Raw genomic sequence first — 20,511 nt, 5'->3', positions numbered from 1 at the left:
TTAATTTTCTGTGTTCATTAATGTTTCAAACTGTTCACGAACCTGCGGCACATCTAAACCGACAATCACCTGAAACGCATTGCCATTTCGTACAACGCCATGAGCGCCGCCTGATCGAAACACTTCATCAGGTTGTACAAGCCTCTCATCCTTAACTGTAATTCGTAGACGGGTAGCACAATTATTCACTTTTTCAATATTCTCCGCTCCGCCAAAACCATCTAAATAAACAGCTGCTTGTTCAGTATATTGATTCGCACCTTCTAAAACGGGTGCGTTGCCGCCTTGTTTTGCTTTGTAATCTTTCTTTGAGTACAATTTAATGTCTTGGGTATTTTCCTCGCGTCCCGGTGTTGCCAGATTGAACCGTAGAATTAAAAAGCGGAAAACGACAAAATAGATCAAAATAAACGCTAGTCCGATAAATAATTGAGTAAAGATCATGCTTTTATGATTTTGAAATAATGGAATCCAAACCTTCGCCAGCAGATCAATGAAGCCGCCGCCCATATCCCCTACTACACCGAAGCCGTACATTGTCGCCGCCATCGATGCTGCTAAAAATGCATGTACAGCAAATAGCGGTGGCGATACAAATAGGAAAGTGAACTCTAAAGGCTCCGTAATCCCAGCTAACACAGCAGTCAAAGTGGCTGGAATTAAAATAGCTAATACTTTCTTTTTGTTTTCTGGCTTCGCAGTAAAATAGAAGGCCGCCGCAATTCCTGGAGAAGCAAAAATTTTAGAATTTCCATGTAAAGCAAAGCCGCCTTCTGGGAATAATTGTTTTAATGGCTTAGTTGTCTGAGCAAATTCCTGCAGATGCCCCATCCAATATTTGGTGATCCCTTCCTCAACAACCGCTGGCCCGTATACAAATGGCGTATAGATAAAGTGATGCAAACCTGTTGGGATTAATATCCTCTCTAAGAAGGTATAGAGCCAAACCCCAAAGATCCCTGCACTTGCTAAGAAACCTTGCAAAGAACCGATTCCTTGTTGAACCTTTGGCCAAATCAAACAAATCAGAAAGGCAATCGGCAGCATTGAGAAAAATCCTAAAATGACAATAAACGACGATCCTTGAAAGATACCCAAGAAATCCGGCAGCTTTGTATCAAAGTATCGATTGTGTAAAAAAACAACAATTGCTGAAATAAAAATCGCACCGATAATTCCGGTATCTAACGTTTTGATTCCTCCAATTAGTTTAAGCCCGCTCTCTCCACCTGGTTCTGCTGCAAAATTTACTCCAAAAAAGTTTCCAAAGTACTCCAACATCGATGAGATGAAATAATTACAGGTCGTATAGACAACGAATGCCTCCATCGCTGCTCGAGCATTTGCCTTTTTCGCTAGCCCAATAGATAATCCGATAACGAATAGCAGTTCCATCTGATTGAAGACTGTCCAAGCACCATTTTCAACGATGCTCCAGATCGAGTACCAAGTCGTCCCCTCATTGGCGATGCTGCCCACAAGCATTGGGTTTTTGAAAATGATACAAAGAGCAACCATTATTCCTGAAAAAGAAAATAATAGTACAGGGGTAAACATTGCTCCTCCAAAGCGCTGAATCTTTTCCATCATGACAACAATACCTCTCCTTCCAATTATTAATTTTCCTGTTTACACCTCAGACTATACAGGGCGAATAAACCGTTTACAATATTCTGAGACAACTCTGGGAATTAGGTTCCAAGCTTGTCACCAAGTGTCTGGGACTGGGAAATTTCCCAACCTCCCCCAGTTTCGATTATTGACAGAAAAAAAAGACAAGAATTCGTCTAATTGCGAATTCTTGTCTTTTTTACTTTTATTCTTTATCGTTTAGCCCTTCGAGACTAGCTCATCAATGATTGGGCTGCTGTAATAATTGATAGTTTGTATACATCTTCTTCGTTACACCCACGTGAAAGATCAGAAACTGGTTTGTTCAATCCTTGCAAGACTGGACCAATAGCTTCAAATCCACCGAAGCGTTGGGCAATTTTATAGCCGATATTTCCTGATTGAAGCTCTGGGAAAACAAAGACTGTTGCTTGACCGGCTACTTTAGATTCAGGGGCTTTTAGTTGTGCCACACCTGGAATATAGGCAGCATCAAACTGTAATTCGCCATCGATTAAGAAATCTGGCGCTAATTCCTGAGCGATTTTTGTCGCTTCAGCAACTTTTTCTACTTCTGGAGCTTTTGCAGAACCCTTTGTTGAGAAGCTCATCATTGCAACTTTTGGCTCAATATCGAATAATTCTGCAGTTTTTGCTGATTCAACAGCAATTTCCGCCAATTCTTGAGCATTTGGATTTACGTTGATGGCACAATCCGAGAACAGATATTTTTCTTGGTCACGACCACGAACCATTAAGAACGCACCACTTGTTCGGCTTACGCCTGGTTTCGTTTTAATAATTTGCAATGCTGGACGAACTGTATCTCCTGTTGAGTGAATCGCACCAGAAACCATTCCGTCTGTGATACCCATATAAGTCAACATTGTACCAAAGTAATTTTCATCCTTAAGAATCTTTTCAGCATCTTCTTTGCTGACTTTTCCTTTACGGCGTTCAACAAAGGCTTCTACCATTTCATCCCAGCGATCAAAATGATCAGGATCAATGATCGTGAAGTTGCTTAAAGCGATTCCACGAGCGCCCGCAGCTTTTTCAATTTCAGCCATATTCCCAATCAAGATTGGTTCAATTAGTTCTTCCGCTTTCAACCGTGAGGCAGCCCCTAAAATACGTGCGTCAGTTGCCTCAGGAAATGCAACTTTAATGTTGCGACGAATAATCTTAAATTTCAAACTATCAAATAGTTCCACAATAAAACCCTCCAGATATTTATTTCCTATCTATCATACAATACTTCACATGAAAAGAAAAGGACAGAATAAAGCATCTGTACTACTAATTAAAATCTAGTAAATGTGAATTAAGAGCCTTTTCACAAACTGTCTCTATAACAGAAACCGTTGTCATACTACACTGTTTCAGGTAATTGCCAATCAATCGGTGCCTCGCCCCATTCCGTCAATAGCTGATTCGTCTTTGAAAAAGGTTTTGACCCAAAAAATCCACGATGAGCAGACAATGGTGACGGATGGACAGATTTCACAACGGCATGTTTGCTTGTATCAATCATTTTAATTTTTTCCTGAGCCGGTTTTCCCCACAAGATAAAGACAATGGGCTTTTCCCGTTCGTTTAGCCGCTCAATAATCGCATCTGTCAATTGCTCCCAGCCCTGTCCTCGATGAGAATACGCCTGCCCTTCTCGCACAGTCAAGACTGTATTAAGCAACAATACGCCTTGTTTCGCCCAACTTACGAGATTTCCATGTTGAACTGGCGGAATGCCTAAATCACTTTGCATTTCTTGGTAAATATTCCGTAAGGATGGTGGAATTTTTACACCAGGTTGAACAGAAAAGGACAGTCCATGTGCTTGATCTACGCCATGATAAGGATCTTGTCCTAAAATGACAACTTTCACCTTGTCATAAGGGGTTAATTCAAGTGCTTCAAAAATATGGTACATATCTGGATGGATTCGTTGCGTACTGTATTCTTGTTTCAAGAATTCACGCAGCTTTAAATAATATGGTGCCTGAAATTGATCGGCTAAAACATTCTGCCAGTCATTATGGATGATTTCTTTCACGTTCACTCACTCCTGTTTGAAATAATTTGCATTAGAAAAACGGTTTAATCCTTCCACTCTATTTTTCCTGTTCAACTAATTCTTTTTAAAGAATATCCTCGACATGGTTATCCTCTCTGGGATTATGGTACACTATCGTTGTATGATAGGAAAGCTAGGTGAATAATTTTGATAAAACTCATTGCCTCTGATATGGACGGTACACTGTTGAATGATCAAATGCAAGTCCCGACAGCAAATATCGAAGCCATTCGGAAAGCTCAAGCTCAAGGAATTGAATTTATTACAGCTACTGGACGCGGAATGAGCCACGCCAAAATTTCTTTGGATGAAGCGAACATTCACGTACCAATGATTTTATTAAACGGCGCTCATGTCGTAAACGCAGAACGAGAAACCATTTTTACGATTCCGATCGGCAAGGAAAAGACATTTGAAGTAATGGACGTGCTGGAAGAGGCCGACCTTTATTATGAAATTTTTACTGCCGAACATGTCTACTCTTCAAATCAGCCGATGCGAATCGAGTTTTTCTCTGAGCATATTCTAGAAAAGATGCCCGGAATTTCTAAAAAAATGGCGATTGCGGCTTCTTCTAGACATTTATCTTTAACACCGATTACTTTCGTCAAAGATATGCGTCAGACATTAATTGAAAAAAATGAAGACGTATTAAAAATCATTGCTTTTGACAAAAACGGACCCGAACAGCTAAAAGAAGTTACTGGTGTTCTAGAAAAAATGGGGGATTTAGCAATTGCCGCCTCTGAATTGACGAATATAGAGATTAATCACGTCAATGCTCAAAAAGGGATTGCCTTAAAACAATTTGCCGAAGAACGGGGCTTTACTGCGGATCAAGTGATGGCTCTTGGGGATAATTTCAATGATGTCAGTATGCTGACATACGTTGGCACTAGCTTCGCGATGGGCAATGCAGCACCCGCCATCAAAAAAATTGCTAAACATGTCACTGATACGAATGAAGAAAATGGAGTAGCAACGGCAATCGATCGAATTCTTTCTGAATAATGGATAATTAGAAGGTGTGATACAACATGACCGAATTTTTTATTCAAGAAAAACAACTAAGTTCCATGACACGAACGATCGTCAAAGACAACAAGGGAGTTCCTTTATACTTAATGGTTGGCCACTGGGGACGAAAAGGAAATGTACTATCTCTATATGCCATGGATGGTCAAATCGTCGCTTATATCAAGCAGGCAAGTGTGATTTTCGGGCGCAAATTTGAAATTTATTGTGATCACACAAAAGTAGGTGTGCTTCACAAAATTTTCCATTGGCCTGGCGACTTCTATTACATCCAACAGCTTCATTGGGCTGTTTATGGAGATATTTATAATCATAAATATAAAATCAACCACTTCAACCAATCAATTATGACAATGGATAAGGCGACTTTGCTAACAGGTGATTATTATGTTTTAGATGTCACCAATCCGGCAGATGCCCCAGTCTGCATCTGTGTAGCAGCCATCATGGATTATTGGCTCTACAATCGAAACAAACAGCAAGAGTCCGAAACGGCCTTTGAAGTGACTTTTTCTCAAAATTAAGAGCTATGACTGCATCGTCATAGCTCTTTTTTCGCATTCTTTCTCAGCAACTTGTCAGAAGTTAACCTCTATCAAAGGCTTTTACTTTTCGTTGCATATGGTCATAGACATGTCCGCTGATCACGATTTCGCCAACATCCTTGAACCCGTCTCGTAGGTAAAGTCGTTTCGCATTTGGATTCGCCTTGTCAACATTTAATCCAATCACTTTTTCTCCTTCATGAGTCGCTAAACGATCGACAGCTGTTAATAATTTCGAACCAATCCCTTGACCGCGGAATCGTTCATCAACCGCAATCGAGTCTAAATACCATTCATTCGGAAAGGCCTCTGGGTCAATAAACATTTGAACCTCATCTTCAATCCCCTGAGCCCTCAAATATTTTTGTAAGGGCAGATCAATAATCGCTTCCTTATTCGCCGGATAACCAAAAACAGCACCAGCAATTTCGCCATCGATTTCTTCCACAAGCCCTCTTGCATATCCAAAGCGGTAGGTTGGATCTTCAAAGCAAGCAGCGATAGCTTCTAAGGCCTGTTCTTCTCCAAACTCTTCAAGAAAATCCAGCTCCATATCCCTTAAAATAACCAATATCAGTTTAGCTACGGCCGCTCCATCTTCTTTTTTTGCAAATCGAATCATTTTAAAACCTCTCTTTTAATAACGTTTGATACTACCTTCACAGTGTACCATGAGGCGCCGATTTTCGAAAGTGCGGTTCCTTTGTATTCAGTAAAAAGTTTGCTATGATTACTTTGACCAGTTTCATTTCCATATTGCTGTGTTTAAAATCAATAGATAAGAACTATTAAGGGCGTTTTCGTTTATTTAGGAGGAAAATCAATGAAAAAAATAGTAAAAATTTTTTTAGGAGTTATTGCAGCAATCATCCTTGTATTAGGCGGCTACCTGATCTACCTATTCGCAAGCTATGACCGTCTGCCTGACGATCAAACCTTAGAACCAAACAATTCGCATAACCAAACTCTTGAAACAAATAAAACGTATCGCGCAATGAGTCATAATGTAGGATACGGTGCTTATCCACCAAGCTATAGTTTTTTTATGGATGGCGGGAAGTACTCACGAGCATATGACAAAGAAACCGTTAAAGAAAACATGCAGGGAATTGTGAATACGACAAAGGAGCTAGAACCGACACTAGCCTTTTATCAAGAAGTGGATCAAGATGGCGATCGTTCGCAGCATGTGGATGAAGTTGCTTGGTTGAAGAAGCACCTGCCTGCATACAATAGTTTGTATGGTCAAAATTATGATTCCTCTTACCTTTTCTATCCTTTTACAGATCCCATCGGTCAAGCAAAGTCTGGACTTGTGACATTGAGTAAAGCAGAAATAACCAGCAGCAAGCGCTACTCTTTACCAATCGAGACAAATTTCAATAAATTCTTTGACTTGGATCGCGCCTTCACCGTTAGCCGTATTCCAGTTAAGGGGGATCATGAGCTAATTGCGATCAACACACATTTATCCGCTTTTACTAAAGACCGCTCGATTCAAGCAGCTCAATTAAAAAAGATTTTTGATGTGATGAAAAATGAGTATAAAAAGGGCAACTATGTTTTGGTCGCAGGAGACTATAATCACGATGTCTTAGGAAATAGTCCGGAGGTTTTTGACACGACCAAAAAACGAGAAACTTGGACGCATCCATTTCCAAAAGATCAACTTCCAGCAGGCTTTCACCTACCTAATGGAAAGCTAGCCGAAGAAAAAATTCCATCCGCTCGTGCCTTAAACGAGCCCTATAAAAAAGGAACCACGTATACTACTTTGATTGATGGTTTTCTTGTTTCGGATAACATCAATGTTAAAAATGTTCATGTAAAGGATATGCAATTTAAATATTCTGATCATAATCCCGTCTACCTAGATTTTAGTTTGAAATAATCCTCGAAGGCAGCAGCTTTAAAAAAAAAGCCTGCTGTCTTTTTTTATTTCTCCTTTGATCTACTCTTCCATGAGAAATTGCATTCCCTTTTTTTCCTTGTTAAAATTAAGAAAATAAGAAAAGAGTTGTTCTCTATGCGACATTTTGTCTTCAATATACGCACAATTGCTTTCCTTCAAACAAGAAAACTACTATGAGATGAAACATTGTTTGAAGGAGGAATAAGAAAGGTTTCATCGTCTTCATTAAAGAGCCATTTTAGGTGCTCTTTATTTGTTGCGGAGAAAAACACTTCTTCCTTACAAAAATTGGAGGATTGCTAAATGGGAACTATTAAACAAATAAATAGAAAGAAAAAAAATGAACTCGCAAATTTGTTGCTGATTTGGGAAAGTTCGGTGGCAGCTACCCACCACTTTTTGACAGCAGAAGACATCCAGTCTTTAAAGCCTGAGGTAAAGAACGCTCTATTAATGATCGATCAGCTTTATGGCTATTACGACCCAACTCTTGTCGGGTTTGTTGGAATCGAAAATGAAAAAGTCGAGATGCTCTTTGTTGCTGCTCATTTCAGAGGAAACCGAATCGGTAAAAAATTGCTTCAATACGCAATTGACGAACAACAGATAAAGTATGTCGATGTAAATGAACAAAATGATCAAGGAATAGGATTTTATCAGCACATGGGCTTTCAACTAGCTGGTCGTTCAGAATTTGACGAGCAGGGGAACGCTTTTCCCATCCTGCATTTAAAAATAAGAAACACTAAGGAGAACTCAAATGAAAATTGAAGAAATTCATTCAAATAAGAAAAAGTTTTTAGATTTGCTTCTTTTAGCAGACGAACAAGAAGACATGATTGATCGCTACCTTGATAGCGGGCGTATGTTTGTCCTGTATGATGACGATTTGAAGTGCGAAGCCGTTGTCACACAATTAAATGAAACGGAATGTGAACTGAAAAATATCGCGACGATGCCAAATGAGCATGGCAAAGGCTATGGCAAAGCCATGATTCAGTTTTTATTCAATGAGTTTTTAACTCAGTATCAAACGATGTATGTTGGAACTGGTGATGTCCCTGGCATCCTGAACTTTTATAAAAAGTGTGGATTTCAAGAATCTCATCGTGTAGAAAACTTCTTTACAGACAACTATCACGAACCGATAATTGACCAAGGCGTTCAACTCGTCGACATGGTTTATTTGCGAGCAGATAAAAAATAAATAATAAAGCACGCCTCTGAAATTAATTTTTCAGAGGCGTGATTTATTATAAAAGTTCTTGGTAACGTTGGATATAGATCTTTTTTACCAAGGTAACTAGCAATAGATAAGCCAAAATCGTGACAACTAACCATAGCCAATATTGATTAGGTAAGATACCTAATCCCAAATTCTGTCCGAAATTTGTAAATGGCAACAAGGTTCCTACAACAATCCCTAAAGTTGTAATGACCGTCATGATAAATGACCCTCTGCTTTGAATAAATGGAATCTGGGGAGTTCTCAGCGCATGTAAAACTAAGGTTTGTGACCAAAGCGACTCGACAAACCAGCCTGCATGGAAAATAGCGATAAAAGCTACCTGCTGATCTGGTGACAATGAGTGATAGCTTCCGCCAATAACAGCTGGACAGACCACAAAGTACATCAATAAATACGTGGTAATATCAAAGATTGAACTAGTTGGACCAAGCCAGACCATAAACTTACCTATACTGGAGGCAGTCCATTTTTTTGGTTTTTCTAAATACTCTTTATCCATCCGATCCCAAGGAATTGAAATACAAGAAATGTCATAAATCAGATTCAAGAAGAGAATTTGTAACGGCAGCATTGGTAAGAATGGCAGAAAAGAACTAGCTACTAATACCGAAAACATATTCCCAAAATTTGAACTAGCAGTAGCTTTGATGTACTTCATGATATTGCCAAAGGTTTCTCTTCCAGAAAGAATTCCTCGTTCCAAAATCATCAAATCTTTCTCTAGCAAGATGACGTCCGCAGATTCTTTCGCGATATCCACTGCAGTATCAACAGAAATTCCAACGTCGGCTGCCTTCATTGCCGGAGCATCATTGATCCCATCTCCGAGGAATCCAACCGTATGCCCATTTTTTCTGAGCAAACTCGTGATTTTCTGTTTTTGCTGCGGATTTAGCTTTACAAAGACATTGTAATTTTCTGCGATCTCCGCTAATTCATCTTCTTTTAAATGAATTAAGTCTTCTCCATGAATGATTGTTTCCGTTCCTAATCCAACTTGCTTGCAAACAGATTTTGTCACTAAGGCATTGTCGCCTGTTAAAACCTTCACACCTACACCGTGTTCTTTCAATGCCTTCAATGCTTGTTTCGTGGTTTCTTTTGGTGGATCTAGAAAAGCTAAATAGCCTATAAGCACCATCTCTGCCTCATCAGCAGTTGAAAATTCACCGACAACACTAGGATTCGTTTTTTGAGCGACCCCGATGACACGTAAGCCATCTTCATTTAACTCGTGTACCTTTTGTAATACTTTTTTTCTTAATTCATTTGTTAATTCTGTGACTTCCCCTTTAAAATCTACGAAAGAGGAAATTTCCAGCATTTCTTCAATCGCGCCTTTTGTAATCATTTGAGTTTTTCCTTGTTGATCCTCCACAACAACACTCATTCTACGCCGCTGAAAATCAAAAGGAATTTCATCTACTTTTTTGTAACGAATCGCATCGGTGTCTAATTCCTGCTTGGTAGATTCAATAATCGCAACATCAATCAAATTTTTTAATCCTGTTTGATAATAGCTGTTTAAATAAGCATGTCTTAGAACTCGATGATCCTCTTCTCCATCACAATCCAAATGATATTCGAGAATGATTTTGTCTTGAGTCAAGGTTCCCGTTTTATCTGTACATAAAACATCAATTGCACCAAAATTTTGAATCGCGTTTAAGTTCTTGATAATTGTGCCATTATTCGCCATCCCTGTAGCACCTTTGACCAAATTAGTCGTTACGATCATCGGCAGCATTTCCGGTGTCAAACCTACAGCAACGGATAAACCAAATAGAAATGCTTCCATCCAGTCCCCTTTAGTAAATCCATTAATAATAATCACTGTTGGCGCCATCAAGGCCATGAATTTAATAAATAAGAGGGAGGTCTTACGAATTCCTAGCTCAAAGCTTGTTTGAACGGGGGTGTCCGATAAAGAACTTGCGACATCGCCAAACAATGTATTTGCACCCGTGGCAATTACAACGCCTTCAGCACTTCCACTAATTACATTACTTCCCATAAATACCAAATTATCATAACTAGTTTCAGAATCCTTATTCCCCGCTATCTCACCGGCACTTTTCTCAACAGGATAGCTTTCGCCAGTTAGAGCAGATTGTGAGATGAATAGATCCTTCGTGGTAATCAGACGGATATCCGCTGGAATCATATCCCCTGCGGAAAGTTTTACTAGATCACCGCAGACGATCTCCTCCATCGGAATCTCGTTATAACGATTCTCTCTACGAACCGTTGCCGTTACTTTGACCAACGATTTTAACTTTTCTGCCGCTTTATTTGAACGAACAGATTGTACCAGTGTCATTGTTCCACTGACTAACACCATAACCAAAATAATGCCGCTGCCAAAGAAATCTTTCTCACCTGCTTCTGGCAAGATCCCTTCTGTAACCAAAGAAATGAATCCTAACCCAATTAGAACCAAAGTAAAAGGGGTGATAAATGCTTTTAGAACTTCTATGATAAAAGGTGTCGCCTTTTTTAAAGGAAGCTTATTTTCGCCAAATGCTTCTCTTGCTTCTAAAACTTCCTCAGCTGATAATCCCAATGTCGATGTATTAAACGTCTCAAAAATATTTTTCACTGTTTTTCTAGCAAATAAACTATAATCTGTCCTTGTTGTTACTTTCTTTTGTTGTCTCATTTTTTTCTCCTTTTCTCCGAAAAAAATATGCCATAATCCTATCCCTATAAACAAGTATAGAGCCATATCTTTTACCGTATTCATCCTTACCCCTCCTGCAATCGACGGGCTTATGGAGAAAAGTGGAGGTTAAAAACAAATAGACAATAGTATCTTGTTTGTTCTTTTCTGCCATAAACCCGTAATTATTGAGCTACTGTCATCCATTTGTTTTCATCTCCTTTTTTTCTGTTTGTTCAAGTGATGATTGAATCTTCTTTTTATAGATTCTCATAACCAATCTGCCTTCTTCATAATCATCAGAAATCGCCTGGTATCCTAATTTTTCATAAAATCCCCATGCTTGCTTTCTACCAGTTAAAAAAACGAAACAAAAGCCGAAACTCCTCGCGATCTGTTCTGCATAAAGCAATAAATTTTTTCCTAACCCTTCCCCTTGAAAATGAGCATCTACTGCAACTTGTTTGATCTGAGCACATTCGTTTGAAATCGGATGTAGTAATAGCGTTCCTACTACTCGATTCCCTCGCTTGACAACCAAGTGAAGATCGTTCTTTTCCTCTCTAGGTGCTTGGAATAGAAGTTGCTTACCAGAGCTTAGCTTTAACTCGTTGTTTCTAAGTGTCAAGGCCTCATTATATAATGGGCTATTCCACTTTGTTAATGTGAACACTGTTTTACCATGATTGTTCCTCCTTATTCTTGTTTTAAAAATAATAATGTTTGCTACGTAAAAAAGGCTTTTCGCTCAAAAACTCAGCGAAAAGCCTTACTATTATTCATCCTAAAGAGACAAAGTCGTATAGTCGATCTAATCGTTGAGTTTTGGCACTATACAACGTAAAGACAAACATCTTAGCTACCTTAAGAAAAGCCTTGTATTCGACAGTTCCTGTTCTACCCATTGGCGTCTCTCGACATTTTTGGGCAGTAGCCTATGTTTGTATAGGAGCCTCACCTAACAAATCATATTTTATTTTCGAACACAATATAACAAGTAATAACGAGTCTGTCAAACTTTTTTATGAAAAAAATCCATTGATCCCTTTATTCACACTTTGAAAAATCCAATTTTATATTGATTTAAAGCGATTTTTTTATTAAAAATAGTTTTCAAATTAATTTACAGTTTATAGAAAAGTACAGAAAAATCTGAGAGGACATAATTAAATAACGATTGTTTCTATAAAAAAGAGTAGAGCCTCTTGCTCTACTCAATCGTTTTCGACTCTTTTAATTAACCCAAACGAAGTTTTTTTATAATTTCTTCAGCTGTCGCTAAATTCATTCGTTCAGCTTTTCTTAATTGTCTAGAAACTTGTGGGATTTCACTAGTTGTTGCGCCTGCAGTAATCGCTAACGAACGACTTTGCATCGCCATGTGTCCCTTTTGAATTCCTTCTGTGACTAATGCACGAATAGCCGCAAAATTTTGAGCCAATCCAACAGCCACGATGATTTCTCCTAGCTCTTCAGCAGACGTTATTTCTAATAACTTCAAGCTTAATTGCGCTTTTGGAAAAACCTTTGTTGCTCCTCCAACAATTCCAACCTTCATAGGCAAAGTCAACTTACCAATGAGGGTGTTCTCTTGAATGGACCAATCAGTCATCCCTTCGTATCGACCGTTTCGTGCCGCGTATGCGTGACACGCAGCGGCTACAGCCCTTGTGTCATTTCCAGTTGCCAATACCACAGCATCAATGCCGTTCATAATGCCTTTGTTATGGGTAGCCGCACGATACGGATCAATCTTACTGTATTCACTCGCAGAAACAATTTTTTCAGCCAACTCAGGTGAGAGCTGTTCCAATGAAATTTCACATTTCGCTTCAATGAGTGACTGTGTCGCATAATTGCTTAAAATACTAAATAAGATATCTGCTTCTGGCATTAGTTGTCGGACTTCTTGAGCAACAGCCTCCAGCATTGTGTTTAAGATATTCGCTCCCATCGCGTCTTTTGTATCCACTTCTAAGTCGATAGAAACATAACCTTCTTCAAAGGTACGCACTTTTATCGATTGTACTCCACCGCCACGTTGGTAAATAGACGGATAGCTTTTCTCAGCGACCGCAAAAAAGCTTTGTTCGTTGGCATCAACGATTTTTTTCACTTTCTCAAAATCTGTAACGTTCCGCAGAACAATTTGACCAACCATATTTTGATTCATCACACGTGTCGTGATTCCACCAGATTTAGCGATTATCTTCCCTGCATTACTAGCAGCAGCGATAACAGAAGGTTCTTCTGTCGCCATTGGAATAAGCTTTTTTTTTCCATTAATGACGAAATTTTGTGCCAATCCAAGTGGAATGGAGCACTCACTGATTTGATTCTCAATTAAATGATTCGCGATTTTCTCTGGTAATACTGTCTCAGTGGCTAGTTGTGCCGCTTCCTTCGCCGACAACTTTTTTTCTTTGACCAACTTAGCTAATCGTTCGGCTTGGGTCATTTGATAAAACTTTTTTTTTGCAGTTTCTTGATCCTCAGCTTTCGTTATCATCAAAGCTAGACCTAAGCCGCCACCGATACAGAGACTTGCGACGCCTCGCTGTTTGTCCTCTTGTACAAGCTCTGAGATCAAAGTCGTGATAATCCGTGTTCCACTAGCTCCGATTGGATGTCCTAGTGCAATTGCACCACCATAGACGTTGATTTTTTCATTAGGGAGCTTTAATTCCTTTTGAACAGCGACAGAAGCAGCCGCAAACGCTTCATTGATTTGGAAGGTATCAATTTCGTCAATCGTTCGGTTTGCTTTGTGTAATAGTTTATTAATCGCTGAAACTGGAGCCATCCCCATGATACTAGGGTCAATTCCCACTTCACTATAGCCATTGATAACCGCTAAATAAGCTAATCCGTTTTCAATCGCATAGGATTTCGCCGCTAGAACAACCGCTGATGCCCCATCATTCAAAGTCGAAGCATTAGCCGCTGTAACAACGCCCTCTTCTTTAAAAGCAGGCTTTAAAGAAGCAATTTTCTCAAGCGATGAATCATGTCGAATCCCTTCATCTTCCCTTAAGGTGCTTCCATCCGGAAGAGGAATAGGAACGATTTCTGATTCAAATTTTCCATCTTTACTGGCTCTTGAAGCCTTCATTTGGGAGTCATAGGCATATTGATCCTGCATTTCACGAGTAATTTGATACTCTTCAGCTACCTTTTCCGCCGTTAATCCCATATGCTTGCCACTAAACGCATCTGTCAATCCATCATAGATCATGCTTGATTTTGGTTCCTGCCACTCTTGTGCAGAATAGTCAAAACTTGTCACTTTTGGTGCTTGTGACATGTTTTCAGTTCCTCCTGCGACAACAACCTGAGCTTCACCTAGCAAAATCTGCTGCATTCCAAAAATAACTGATTTCATTCCTGAACCGCAAACTTCATTGATTGTCGTGGCGGGTACTTCATAAGGAATTCCTGCTTTTACTGCAGATTGCCTTGCGACATTTTGACCATTTCCTGCCTGCAATACATTCCCCATGAATACTTGTTCAACTTGATCTGGCGCGAGATCTGCGCGTTTCATCGCTTCTTTTACGGCGAACGCACCTAACTCGACGGCTGAAACAGTTGCTAATTTGCCTTTATATCTGCCAATTGGTGTTCGTACAGCGCTTAAAATAACTACTTCTTCCAAGAGTGCACCTCCAATATTTTCATTAAAAACCAGACGTAAGTATAGCATAGATAGTTTTATAATTTCTTAAGATTCAAACTTAACTAATTTTGACCTTTCTATGATATATTTACCTTTGGAAGAAAAGAATGTCTACTCTACTTTTTTACTTTGGTAATTTAGTGGAAAGATATGCTGGTGAAATTGATTGATGAAGCATTATTCATCAATTAGAAATAGGAGGAGCAATATGAATATAGGGATTGATAAAATCAGTTTCCATGTACCAAATTATTATCTTGATATGACGGACTTGGCAAATGCACGTGAGACTGACCCCAACAAATTTCACATTGGTCTTGGACAAGATCAGATGGCAATTATTCCTGAGACACAAGACATCGTTACTTTAGGAGCAAGTGCTGCTGCGAAAATTCTTACAGATGAGGACAAAAAGAATATCGACATGGTAATTGTCGGCACAGAATCTAGCACCGACTTTTCAAAATCAGCGTCAGTTATCATCCATGAACTGTTAGATATTCAACCATTTGCTCGTTCATTTGAAATAAAACATGCCTGTTACGGTGGTACTGCTGCACTGCAACAAGCCAACGACTATGTTACTTTGCATCCGGATCGCAAAGTTCTAGTTATTGCAGCAGATATTGCTAAATATGGACTGAACACCGGAGGCGAGCCGACACAAGGGTGCGGTGCAGTCGCTATGCTAGTTACTAAAAACCCACATCTATTAGCTTTCAACAATGATAGTGTCTTCTATTCTGAAGATGTTTATGATTTCTGGCGTCCGGCCGGACATGATTACCCATTAGTTGATGGTCACATGTCAAATCAGGTGTATATCGATTCCTTCACTCGTATTTGGGAACAAAATAAAAAAGTCAATCATACAGATAGTAGTGATTATGCCGCGCTGACTTTCCACCTACCTTATACAAAAATGGGACGTAAAGCGCTGCGGGCAATTTTCTCTGAAATGTCGGAAGAAGAGCAGCAACGACTTGAAGCTCGTTATGATGAGGCGGTTGTATATAGTCGACAAGTCGGAAATCTATATACAGGCTCTTTATACCTTGGGCTCATGTCACTACTCGATAATGGGGACTTAGCTGCTGGCGATCGGATTGGTCTATTTAGTTATGGCTCTGGTGCAGTCAGCGAATTCTTTTCAATGACTTTGATGGATGATTACAAAACCTATCTATCAATTGAGGAAAATCAAGCATTGCTTTCAAGTCGTCAACAATTGTCGATTGACGAATATGAAGCGATGTTCAATAAGAAATTACCGACAGATGGAGAAACGTATACTTTCTCTGATTCCACTGATTACGCAATAAACAAAATTAGTGGTGATATTCGTTATTACAATAAATAACTATCGAAAAAGCCAGCTTTTCAGCTGGCTTTTTTGGGCAAAAAAAATAATCTAGCAGGTCTAATGGCTAAGTGTTTTTTCTTCATTCCAGATTTCTGGAATATTCACACTCTTGTCTAGGTCTTAAACGTCTTTGTGGTTGAATTTCGTTTAAGCCTCACCATTAAGTGGAGAAATGGTTCTACTGTCTACATTTCTCTTCCCCGCTAGATTAGAATAACTTGGTAAGGAGACTTCAAATCCCTACTTCCTTTCTGCCATTTCGGCATTCACTTTGAAATGAATACTGCTTCCATTCATTTCTGTTGTACAATTTTACAACCTTAGGGACCTACCCCTTACATCTATATTTATAACACATTTTACTGATTTTTGCAACCGTTTACAATCTGTTTGTTTATCTTTTTCATGTTATAATTCTGTGGTCAGATAAAACGATTATGATTCACTCATTTTAATAAATAGGAGGCGTCAGTTAATGAATATTTTATATATCTCGATCTCTGGAAATACAAAAGCTTTTATAAAACGCTTGGAGGAATACGGGAAAGAACAACATGAGTTAGACTCAGCAAATCCATTGATTTCAGCCAAAGAAATTTCAGAGAACAGTATTTTTGAAGTGGAAGAATCTCCTTTCTTTACTTTTGTTCCCACCTATTTAGAAGGCGGTAACGGTGTAGATAGCGGGGATACTGAGATCCTGACCGAAGTGATGCGTGAATACTTAGAATACGAAGATAACTACAAAAAATGTCTAGGTGTAGTTGGCAGTGGAAACAAAAACTTTAACTACCAATATTGCTTAACCGCAAAACAATATAGTGAAGCTTTTGGTTTTCCCTTTTTAGCGGATTATGAACTAAGAGGGACCTCTGCAGATTGTGAACGTGTGTACCAGATTTTAAAGGAGAAAGCCGAAAATTAATCATTTACTAATTATTCTATTGACTTTTTCTCATGTTAGGGGCATTCTTTTAAAATAAGAATTTTTTTGAGAGAGGTGTGTTGAAATTGAGAAAAGTCGCAATTATCGGTGTAGGTCATGTTGGAAGTACGACAGCTTATACCTTAATTTCAAAAAATATAATAGATGAGCTGGTTCTTTTTGAGCCAAGAGAAGCTATTCTTAGAGCAGAATTAAATGATCTGATGGATGGACAAATGGAACAAAATAATCAAGTACGGCTAATCGAACCTGATTTAGCTGAGTTGTCAGACACTGACATCATTGTTTTTTCAGCCGGCGACATTTCCATCTTCGAAGGCAATCCTGATCGTTTCGCAGAATTGAACCTTACTAAAAAGATCGTGGAGGAATGGGCACCAAAAATCAAAGAATCTGGGTTTAATGGAATACTACTGAACATTACTAATCCATGTGATGTGATCACCCAGTATTTGCAGGAACTAACGGGTTTTCCTCAAGAACGAGTGCTAGGCACAGGTACTACGTTAGATACTGGACGCATGAAACATGCTGTTAGTCAGAAATTAAACGTTCATCCTTCTGCAATTGACGGCTATGTTATTGGTGAGCACGGTGAAAGCCAATTCGTTGCTTGGTCAAGTGTTCGCATAGGTGGAGTACCAATTACAGATACCTTATCTGAAGAGAAACTTACAGCATTAGATGCTGCTGCTCGAGATGGTGGCTGGGTTACGTTCAGAGGTAAAGGCTATACTTCTTATGGGATTGCCATTCAGGCCTCACGAATTGTTGAAGCCATTCTGAATAATAACTATCTAGTCGCTCCAGTCAGCCATTATCATCCTGCTGAAGACTGTTATGTAGGCTCTCCAGCAAAGCTTTCACGACAAGGAATTATGGAAAGCTTTCCTTTAGATCTTTCAAATGCAGAACAAGTAAAATGGCAACAGACGATTCAGACGATTCATTCCATGCACGGGACAATATAAAAAAAACGGACATGATGTCCGTTTTTTTATGCACTCTTGATCGTTGATGCTACTTTTTTCCAATCAAAACCAATCAATTTTGCATTAGGGGTTCGATAGTTAAAGACTTTTTCATTTTCAAGAGGTTCAAAATAATTTTTGATCGCCCGAATCACAGAATTATGACAGACTAATAAATAAGTATTTTCAGAATCCTGTTCCAATTCTTCCAGCAATGGGACAATTCGTGCGTAAACATCCATCAAGGATTCTCCATTGGGATACCTGACTGCAAATTGTGTTCTTAATTTTAAATACCCTTCAGATTTATCACTTGTCCCATCGTAATCCCCGTAATCTAACTCTATTAAGCGTTCATCCATATTCATTAGCAGCTGATTTTTTTCTGCTACGATCCGTGCAGTTTCTCGCGCTCTTTCTAACGGCGAATGGATTATTTTAGTTATGGGCGTTTTAAGGGCTGCTACTTCTTCTGCTAAAAATTCGGCTTGCTTATACCCCACTTCTGATAAAGATATATCACTTCTACCTGAAATGATCCCCTTCCGATTCCATTCAGTCTCACCATGTCTCGCAACGTAAAGCAAATAAAACAATCCTCTCTATCCTATAAATTGAAAATCATGGAGTGATTTTCAAGATAATTCTTTCTAATAAACTGGTAATAGCCACCAACTTTATCACTTTATCATTAGAATGAAAGGACGTCTACTTTTTTACTGAAAATAATTGCTATCTTTCCACGCCGTAAGCTCGCGGTATAATAAGATGATCAATTAGAGGAACAAAACAATTCATAATTAATAGAATAAAGGTCATTCCCTCTGGCATCGAACTTAGCTCCCGCCAAGCCATCAATAACAAACCGCAGCAAATTCCGTAAATAATCTCTCCTTTTGGTGTCGTGGGCGAGGTACTGTAATCTGTTGCCATAAAAAAGGCCCCCAGCATCGTAGCACCACCAAAAATATGGGCAAAAACAATCGTCAGATCCCCTTTTCCTATGAATAGCGCTAAAATAATAATTGTGCCAATCATACAGAAGGGAATGTGCCATGTAATCACCTTCTTATATAGGAGAAATAATCCGCCTAAAAGTAGAAGAATAGCGGTGGTTTCCGCATTTTTACCTGCAATTAGACCTGTCAGACTATCCACCATCTGACCAGAACTGAGTGATTCACCAGCTTTAGCTTCCATCAATGGAGTTGCTGATGATACCACATCTAAACCATTTATTGAGAAAAACGGCTGTGGCTGAACATTTTCAGACATCTCTTTGACAAAAATTAGTCTTAAAACAGCACGACCAGTCAAGGCGGGATTCAATAAATTCCTACCGATACCGCCAAATAACTCTTTTGCAACAATGATTCCAATGACTCCACCTAAAGCCGGATACCATAAGGGGACACTTACCGGTAGACTCATCGCTAATAAAACTCCCGTAACAGCCGCTGAATAGTCTTTAGGCAATGAGTGATTACGAATCCTAAACCATACAAATTCTGAAAGCAAACAGGTCGTAATCGAAATTACATATAAGAGCAGCGATCGAGCACCAAAGAAAATAATTGAGGCAACAATACTTGGAAATAGTGCCAATAATACGAGTCGCATGATTTGGTCGGTTTTTTCATGAAAAAGCAAATGCGGGGATGCTTCCATCATCGGATACCGCTTGCTGCGAACTTCTTCGAAAGAACGGTTATTATCCATAATCAGGCCTTCCTTTCTTTGAGCGTGTGCTGTCCTGCGACGATATGTTCAGCTAGATGACGCCTTGCAGGGCAAATATAGGTACAGCAGCCACAGTTGATACAGCTATCCACATAAAGCTTTTCTAGACGTTTCCAATTTTCCTTTAAATAGCTTTTTTCAAGCTGATGAGGCAATAGGCCAATTGGGCAGACTTCTACACAACGCGCGCACATGATGCAAGGACTGGGGGAGCTGTCCTGATCATGTGTTTCATTTATAACAATCAATCCGTTGGCAGATTTCGTCAAAGAAGCTGCCATTGTATCGACCGTCTTTCCCATCATAAAACCACCTGTAATAATTTTTGATGGTTTCCCCTCAAATCCACCGCAAAAGTCAATCATATCTTCAATCGTCGTTCCAATGGGGAAATAGACATTCTTTTGCTTTTTTACATCTCCAACTACTGAACATATTCGATGGCTAAGAGGAATTCCTGGGTCAATGGCTTCAAAAACTGCCACGGTCGTAGCTACATTAATGATTAAATAACCTAAATCTCTAGTTGATCCGTCGGCTGGTGCTTCTTTACCTGTAATAGCTTTAAACAACATCTCTGTGCTCCCCTGAGGATAGACAGACGGGACTTCCGCAACGGAGAGCTTCGGATTATCTTTAGACAGTCTTCTCATCACTGTGATGGCTTCTTGCTTATCATCTTCAATCGCGATAATTCCTTCATTTGCCTTTGTTGCTTTTAAAACTAATT

At 39.2% G+C, this 20,511-nt stretch carries 18 protein-coding genes and 1 riboswitch (1 of these 19 running past the window's edge); of the genes, 8 read left to right on the top strand and 10 right to left on the bottom strand.

The window, feature by feature from the left end:
* The 3 genes from IGI50_RS05370 to IGI50_RS05360 all read right to left on the bottom strand — a co-directional run bounded on the left by IGI50_RS05370 (window position 1) and on the right by IGI50_RS05360 (window position 3,664).
* Window positions 1–1,590, bottom strand: coding sequence for an alpha-glucoside-specific PTS transporter subunit IIBC (locus IGI50_RS05370; protein ID WP_438776389.1), 1,590 nt, complete (start codon window positions 1,588–1,590; stop codon window positions 1–3).
* A gap of 254 nt (window positions 1,591–1,844) precedes the next feature.
* On the bottom strand, window positions 1,845–2,825 hold the full coding sequence (gene pta, locus IGI50_RS05365) for a phosphate acetyltransferase (protein WP_010746429.1): 981 nt from the start codon (window positions 2,823–2,825) through the stop codon (window positions 1,845–1,847).
* 158 nt (window positions 2,826–2,983) lie between these two features.
* Window positions 2,984–3,664 (bottom strand): uracil-DNA glycosylase, encoded by a 681-nt coding sequence (locus IGI50_RS05360; protein WP_218257016.1) that lies wholly within the window; start codon window positions 3,662–3,664, stop codon window positions 2,984–2,986.
* Between the two features lie 168 nt (window positions 3,665–3,832).
* Here IGI50_RS05360 and IGI50_RS05355 point away from each other — a divergent pair, with 168 nt between their 5' ends.
* Together IGI50_RS05355 and IGI50_RS05350 are read left to right on the top strand one after the other, a co-directional pair.
* Window positions 3,833–4,696, top strand: coding sequence for a Cof-type HAD-IIB family hydrolase (locus tag IGI50_RS05355; RefSeq protein ID WP_438776388.1), 864 nt, complete (start codon window positions 3,833–3,835; stop codon window positions 4,694–4,696).
* Window positions 4,697–4,722: 26 nt separating this feature from the next.
* A complete protein-coding gene (locus IGI50_RS05350) occupies window positions 4,723–5,244 on the top strand; it encodes an LURP-one-related/scramblase family protein (protein ID WP_218257014.1) in 522 nt (173 codons plus the stop codon).
* Between the two features lie 61 nt (window positions 5,245–5,305).
* Here IGI50_RS05350 and IGI50_RS05345 read toward each other — a convergent pair whose 3' ends face one another.
* Entirely contained in the window at window positions 5,306–5,887 is a 582-nt protein-coding gene (locus IGI50_RS05345; protein WP_438776387.1) for a GNAT family N-acetyltransferase, read from the bottom strand.
* A gap of 201 nt (window positions 5,888–6,088) precedes the next feature.
* Between IGI50_RS05345 and IGI50_RS05340 the strand changes: the two genes are divergently transcribed.
* From IGI50_RS05340 to IGI50_RS05330, 3 genes are all read left to right on the top strand, one after another.
* On the top strand, window positions 6,089–7,156 hold the full coding sequence (locus IGI50_RS05340) for an endonuclease/exonuclease/phosphatase family protein (protein WP_438776386.1): 1,068 nt from the start codon (window positions 6,089–6,091) through the stop codon (window positions 7,154–7,156).
* 324 nt (window positions 7,157–7,480) lie between these two features.
* Window positions 7,481–7,948 carry a GNAT family N-acetyltransferase gene (locus IGI50_RS05335; protein ID WP_438776385.1) on the top strand — a complete coding sequence of 156 codons (468 nt, stop codon included), beginning with the start codon at window positions 7,481–7,483 and terminating at the stop codon, window positions 7,946–7,948.
* A complete protein-coding gene (locus IGI50_RS05330) occupies window positions 7,938–8,384 on the top strand; it encodes a GNAT family N-acetyltransferase (RefSeq protein WP_222226603.1) in 447 nt (148 codons plus the stop codon). The genes IGI50_RS05335 and IGI50_RS05330 overlap by 11 nt, the downstream gene beginning before the upstream one ends.
* Window positions 8,385–8,430: 46 nt before the next feature.
* Here the strand turns inward: IGI50_RS05330 and mgtA are convergent, their stop codons facing one another.
* The 3 genes from mgtA to IGI50_RS05315 form a co-directional block, all read right to left on the bottom strand.
* Window positions 8,431–11,085, bottom strand: a complete 2,655-nt coding sequence (mgtA, locus tag IGI50_RS05325) for a magnesium-translocating P-type ATPase (RefSeq protein WP_438777569.1) — start codon at window positions 11,083–11,085, stop codon at window positions 8,431–8,433.
* A gap of 199 nt (window positions 11,086–11,284) precedes the next feature.
* Entirely contained in the window at window positions 11,285–11,758 is a 474-nt protein-coding gene (locus IGI50_RS05320) for a GNAT family N-acetyltransferase (RefSeq protein ID WP_438776384.1), read from the bottom strand.
* Window positions 11,759–11,888: 130 nt separating this feature from the next.
* Window positions 11,889–12,058: riboswitch (M-box (ykoK) riboswitch) on the bottom strand.
* 264 nt (window positions 12,059–12,322) lie between these two features.
* Window positions 12,323–14,740: a hydroxymethylglutaryl-CoA reductase, degradative gene (locus tag IGI50_RS05315; protein ID WP_438776383.1), complete on the bottom strand. Its 2,418-nt coding sequence runs from the start codon at window positions 14,738–14,740 to the stop codon at window positions 12,323–12,325.
* A gap of 229 nt (window positions 14,741–14,969) precedes the next feature.
* Here IGI50_RS05315 and IGI50_RS05310 point away from each other — a divergent pair, with 229 nt between their 5' ends.
* The 3 genes from IGI50_RS05310 to IGI50_RS05300 all read left to right on the top strand — a co-directional run bounded on the left by IGI50_RS05310 (window position 14,970) and on the right by IGI50_RS05300 (window position 18,041).
* Window positions 14,970–16,121: a hydroxymethylglutaryl-CoA synthase gene (locus IGI50_RS05310; protein ID WP_218257008.1), complete on the top strand. Its 1,152-nt coding sequence runs from the start codon at window positions 14,970–14,972 to the stop codon at window positions 16,119–16,121.
* 478 nt (window positions 16,122–16,599) lie between these two features.
* Complete coding sequence (nrdI, locus tag IGI50_RS05305) at window positions 16,600–17,049, top strand: class Ib ribonucleoside-diphosphate reductase assembly flavoprotein NrdI (RefSeq protein ID WP_438776382.1); 450 nt, start codon at window positions 16,600–16,602, stop codon at window positions 17,047–17,049.
* Between the two features lie 86 nt (window positions 17,050–17,135).
* A complete protein-coding gene (locus IGI50_RS05300) occupies window positions 17,136–18,041 on the top strand; it encodes a lactate/malate family dehydrogenase (RefSeq protein WP_222226871.1) in 906 nt (301 codons plus the stop codon).
* 26 nt (window positions 18,042–18,067) lie between these two features.
* On the opposite strand, the gene IGI50_RS05295 is transcribed toward IGI50_RS05300, so the two are convergent.
* From IGI50_RS05295 to rsxC, 3 genes are all read right to left on the bottom strand, one after another.
* A complete protein-coding gene (locus IGI50_RS05295) occupies window positions 18,068–18,628 on the bottom strand; it encodes a histidine phosphatase family protein (RefSeq protein ID WP_438777568.1) in 561 nt (186 codons plus the stop codon).
* Window positions 18,629–18,773: 145 nt separating this feature from the next.
* Window positions 18,774–19,760, bottom strand: a complete 987-nt coding sequence (locus IGI50_RS05290; protein ID WP_438776381.1) for an RnfABCDGE type electron transport complex subunit D — start codon at window positions 19,758–19,760, stop codon at window positions 18,774–18,776.
* Window positions 19,761–19,762: 2 nt separating this feature from the next.
* On the bottom strand, window positions 19,763–20,511 hold the 3' portion of the coding sequence (gene rsxC / locus IGI50_RS05285) for an electron transport complex subunit RsxC (RefSeq protein WP_438776380.1). It continues 565 nt past the right edge of the window; the window shows 749 of its 1,314 coding nt (coding positions 566–1,314); its start codon lies off the right edge, out of view; the stop codon is at window positions 19,763–19,765.

The organism is Enterococcus sp. DIV0170, assembly GCF_051710765.1.
Taxonomy (GTDB): domain Bacteria; phylum Bacillota; class Bacilli; order Lactobacillales; family Enterococcaceae; genus Enterococcus_A; species Enterococcus_A raffinosus.
Note: the sequence above shows the minus strand (reverse complement) of the source record. Positions and strands in the feature narration are given on the sequence as shown.

Excerpts from the sequence above, each read along its gene's own strand:
- IGI50_RS05370 (WP_438776389.1), bottom strand. The coding sequence starts at position 1,590 with ATGATGGAAAAGATTCAGCGCTTTGGAGGAGCAATGTTTACCCCTGTA.
- IGI50_RS05350 (WP_218257014.1), top strand. The coding sequence starts at position 4,723 with ATGACCGAATTTTTTATTCAAGAAAAACAACTAAGTTCCATGACACGA.
- IGI50_RS05345 (WP_438776387.1), bottom strand. The coding sequence starts at position 5,887 with ATGATTCGATTTGCAAAAAAAGAAGATGGAGCGGCCGTAGCTAAACTG.
- IGI50_RS05340 (WP_438776386.1), top strand. The coding sequence starts at position 6,089 with ATGAAAAAAATAGTAAAAATTTTTTTAGGAGTTATTGCAGCAATCATC.
- IGI50_RS05335 (WP_438776385.1), top strand. The coding sequence starts at position 7,481 with ATGGGAACTATTAAACAAATAAATAGAAAGAAAAAAAATGAACTCGCA.
- IGI50_RS05330 (WP_222226603.1), top strand. The coding sequence starts at position 7,938 with ATGAAAATTGAAGAAATTCATTCAAATAAGAAAAAGTTTTTAGATTTG.
- mgtA (WP_438777569.1), bottom strand. The coding sequence starts at position 11,085 with ATGAGACAACAAAAGAAAGTAACAACAAGGACAGATTATAGTTTATTT.
- IGI50_RS05310 (WP_218257008.1), top strand. The coding sequence starts at position 14,970 with ATGAATATAGGGATTGATAAAATCAGTTTCCATGTACCAAATTATTAT.
- nrdI (WP_438776382.1), top strand. The coding sequence starts at position 16,600 with ATGAATATTTTATATATCTCGATCTCTGGAAATACAAAAGCTTTTATA.
- IGI50_RS05290 (WP_438776381.1), bottom strand. The coding sequence starts at position 19,760 with ATGGATAATAACCGTTCTTTCGAAGAAGTTCGCAGCAAGCGGTATCCG.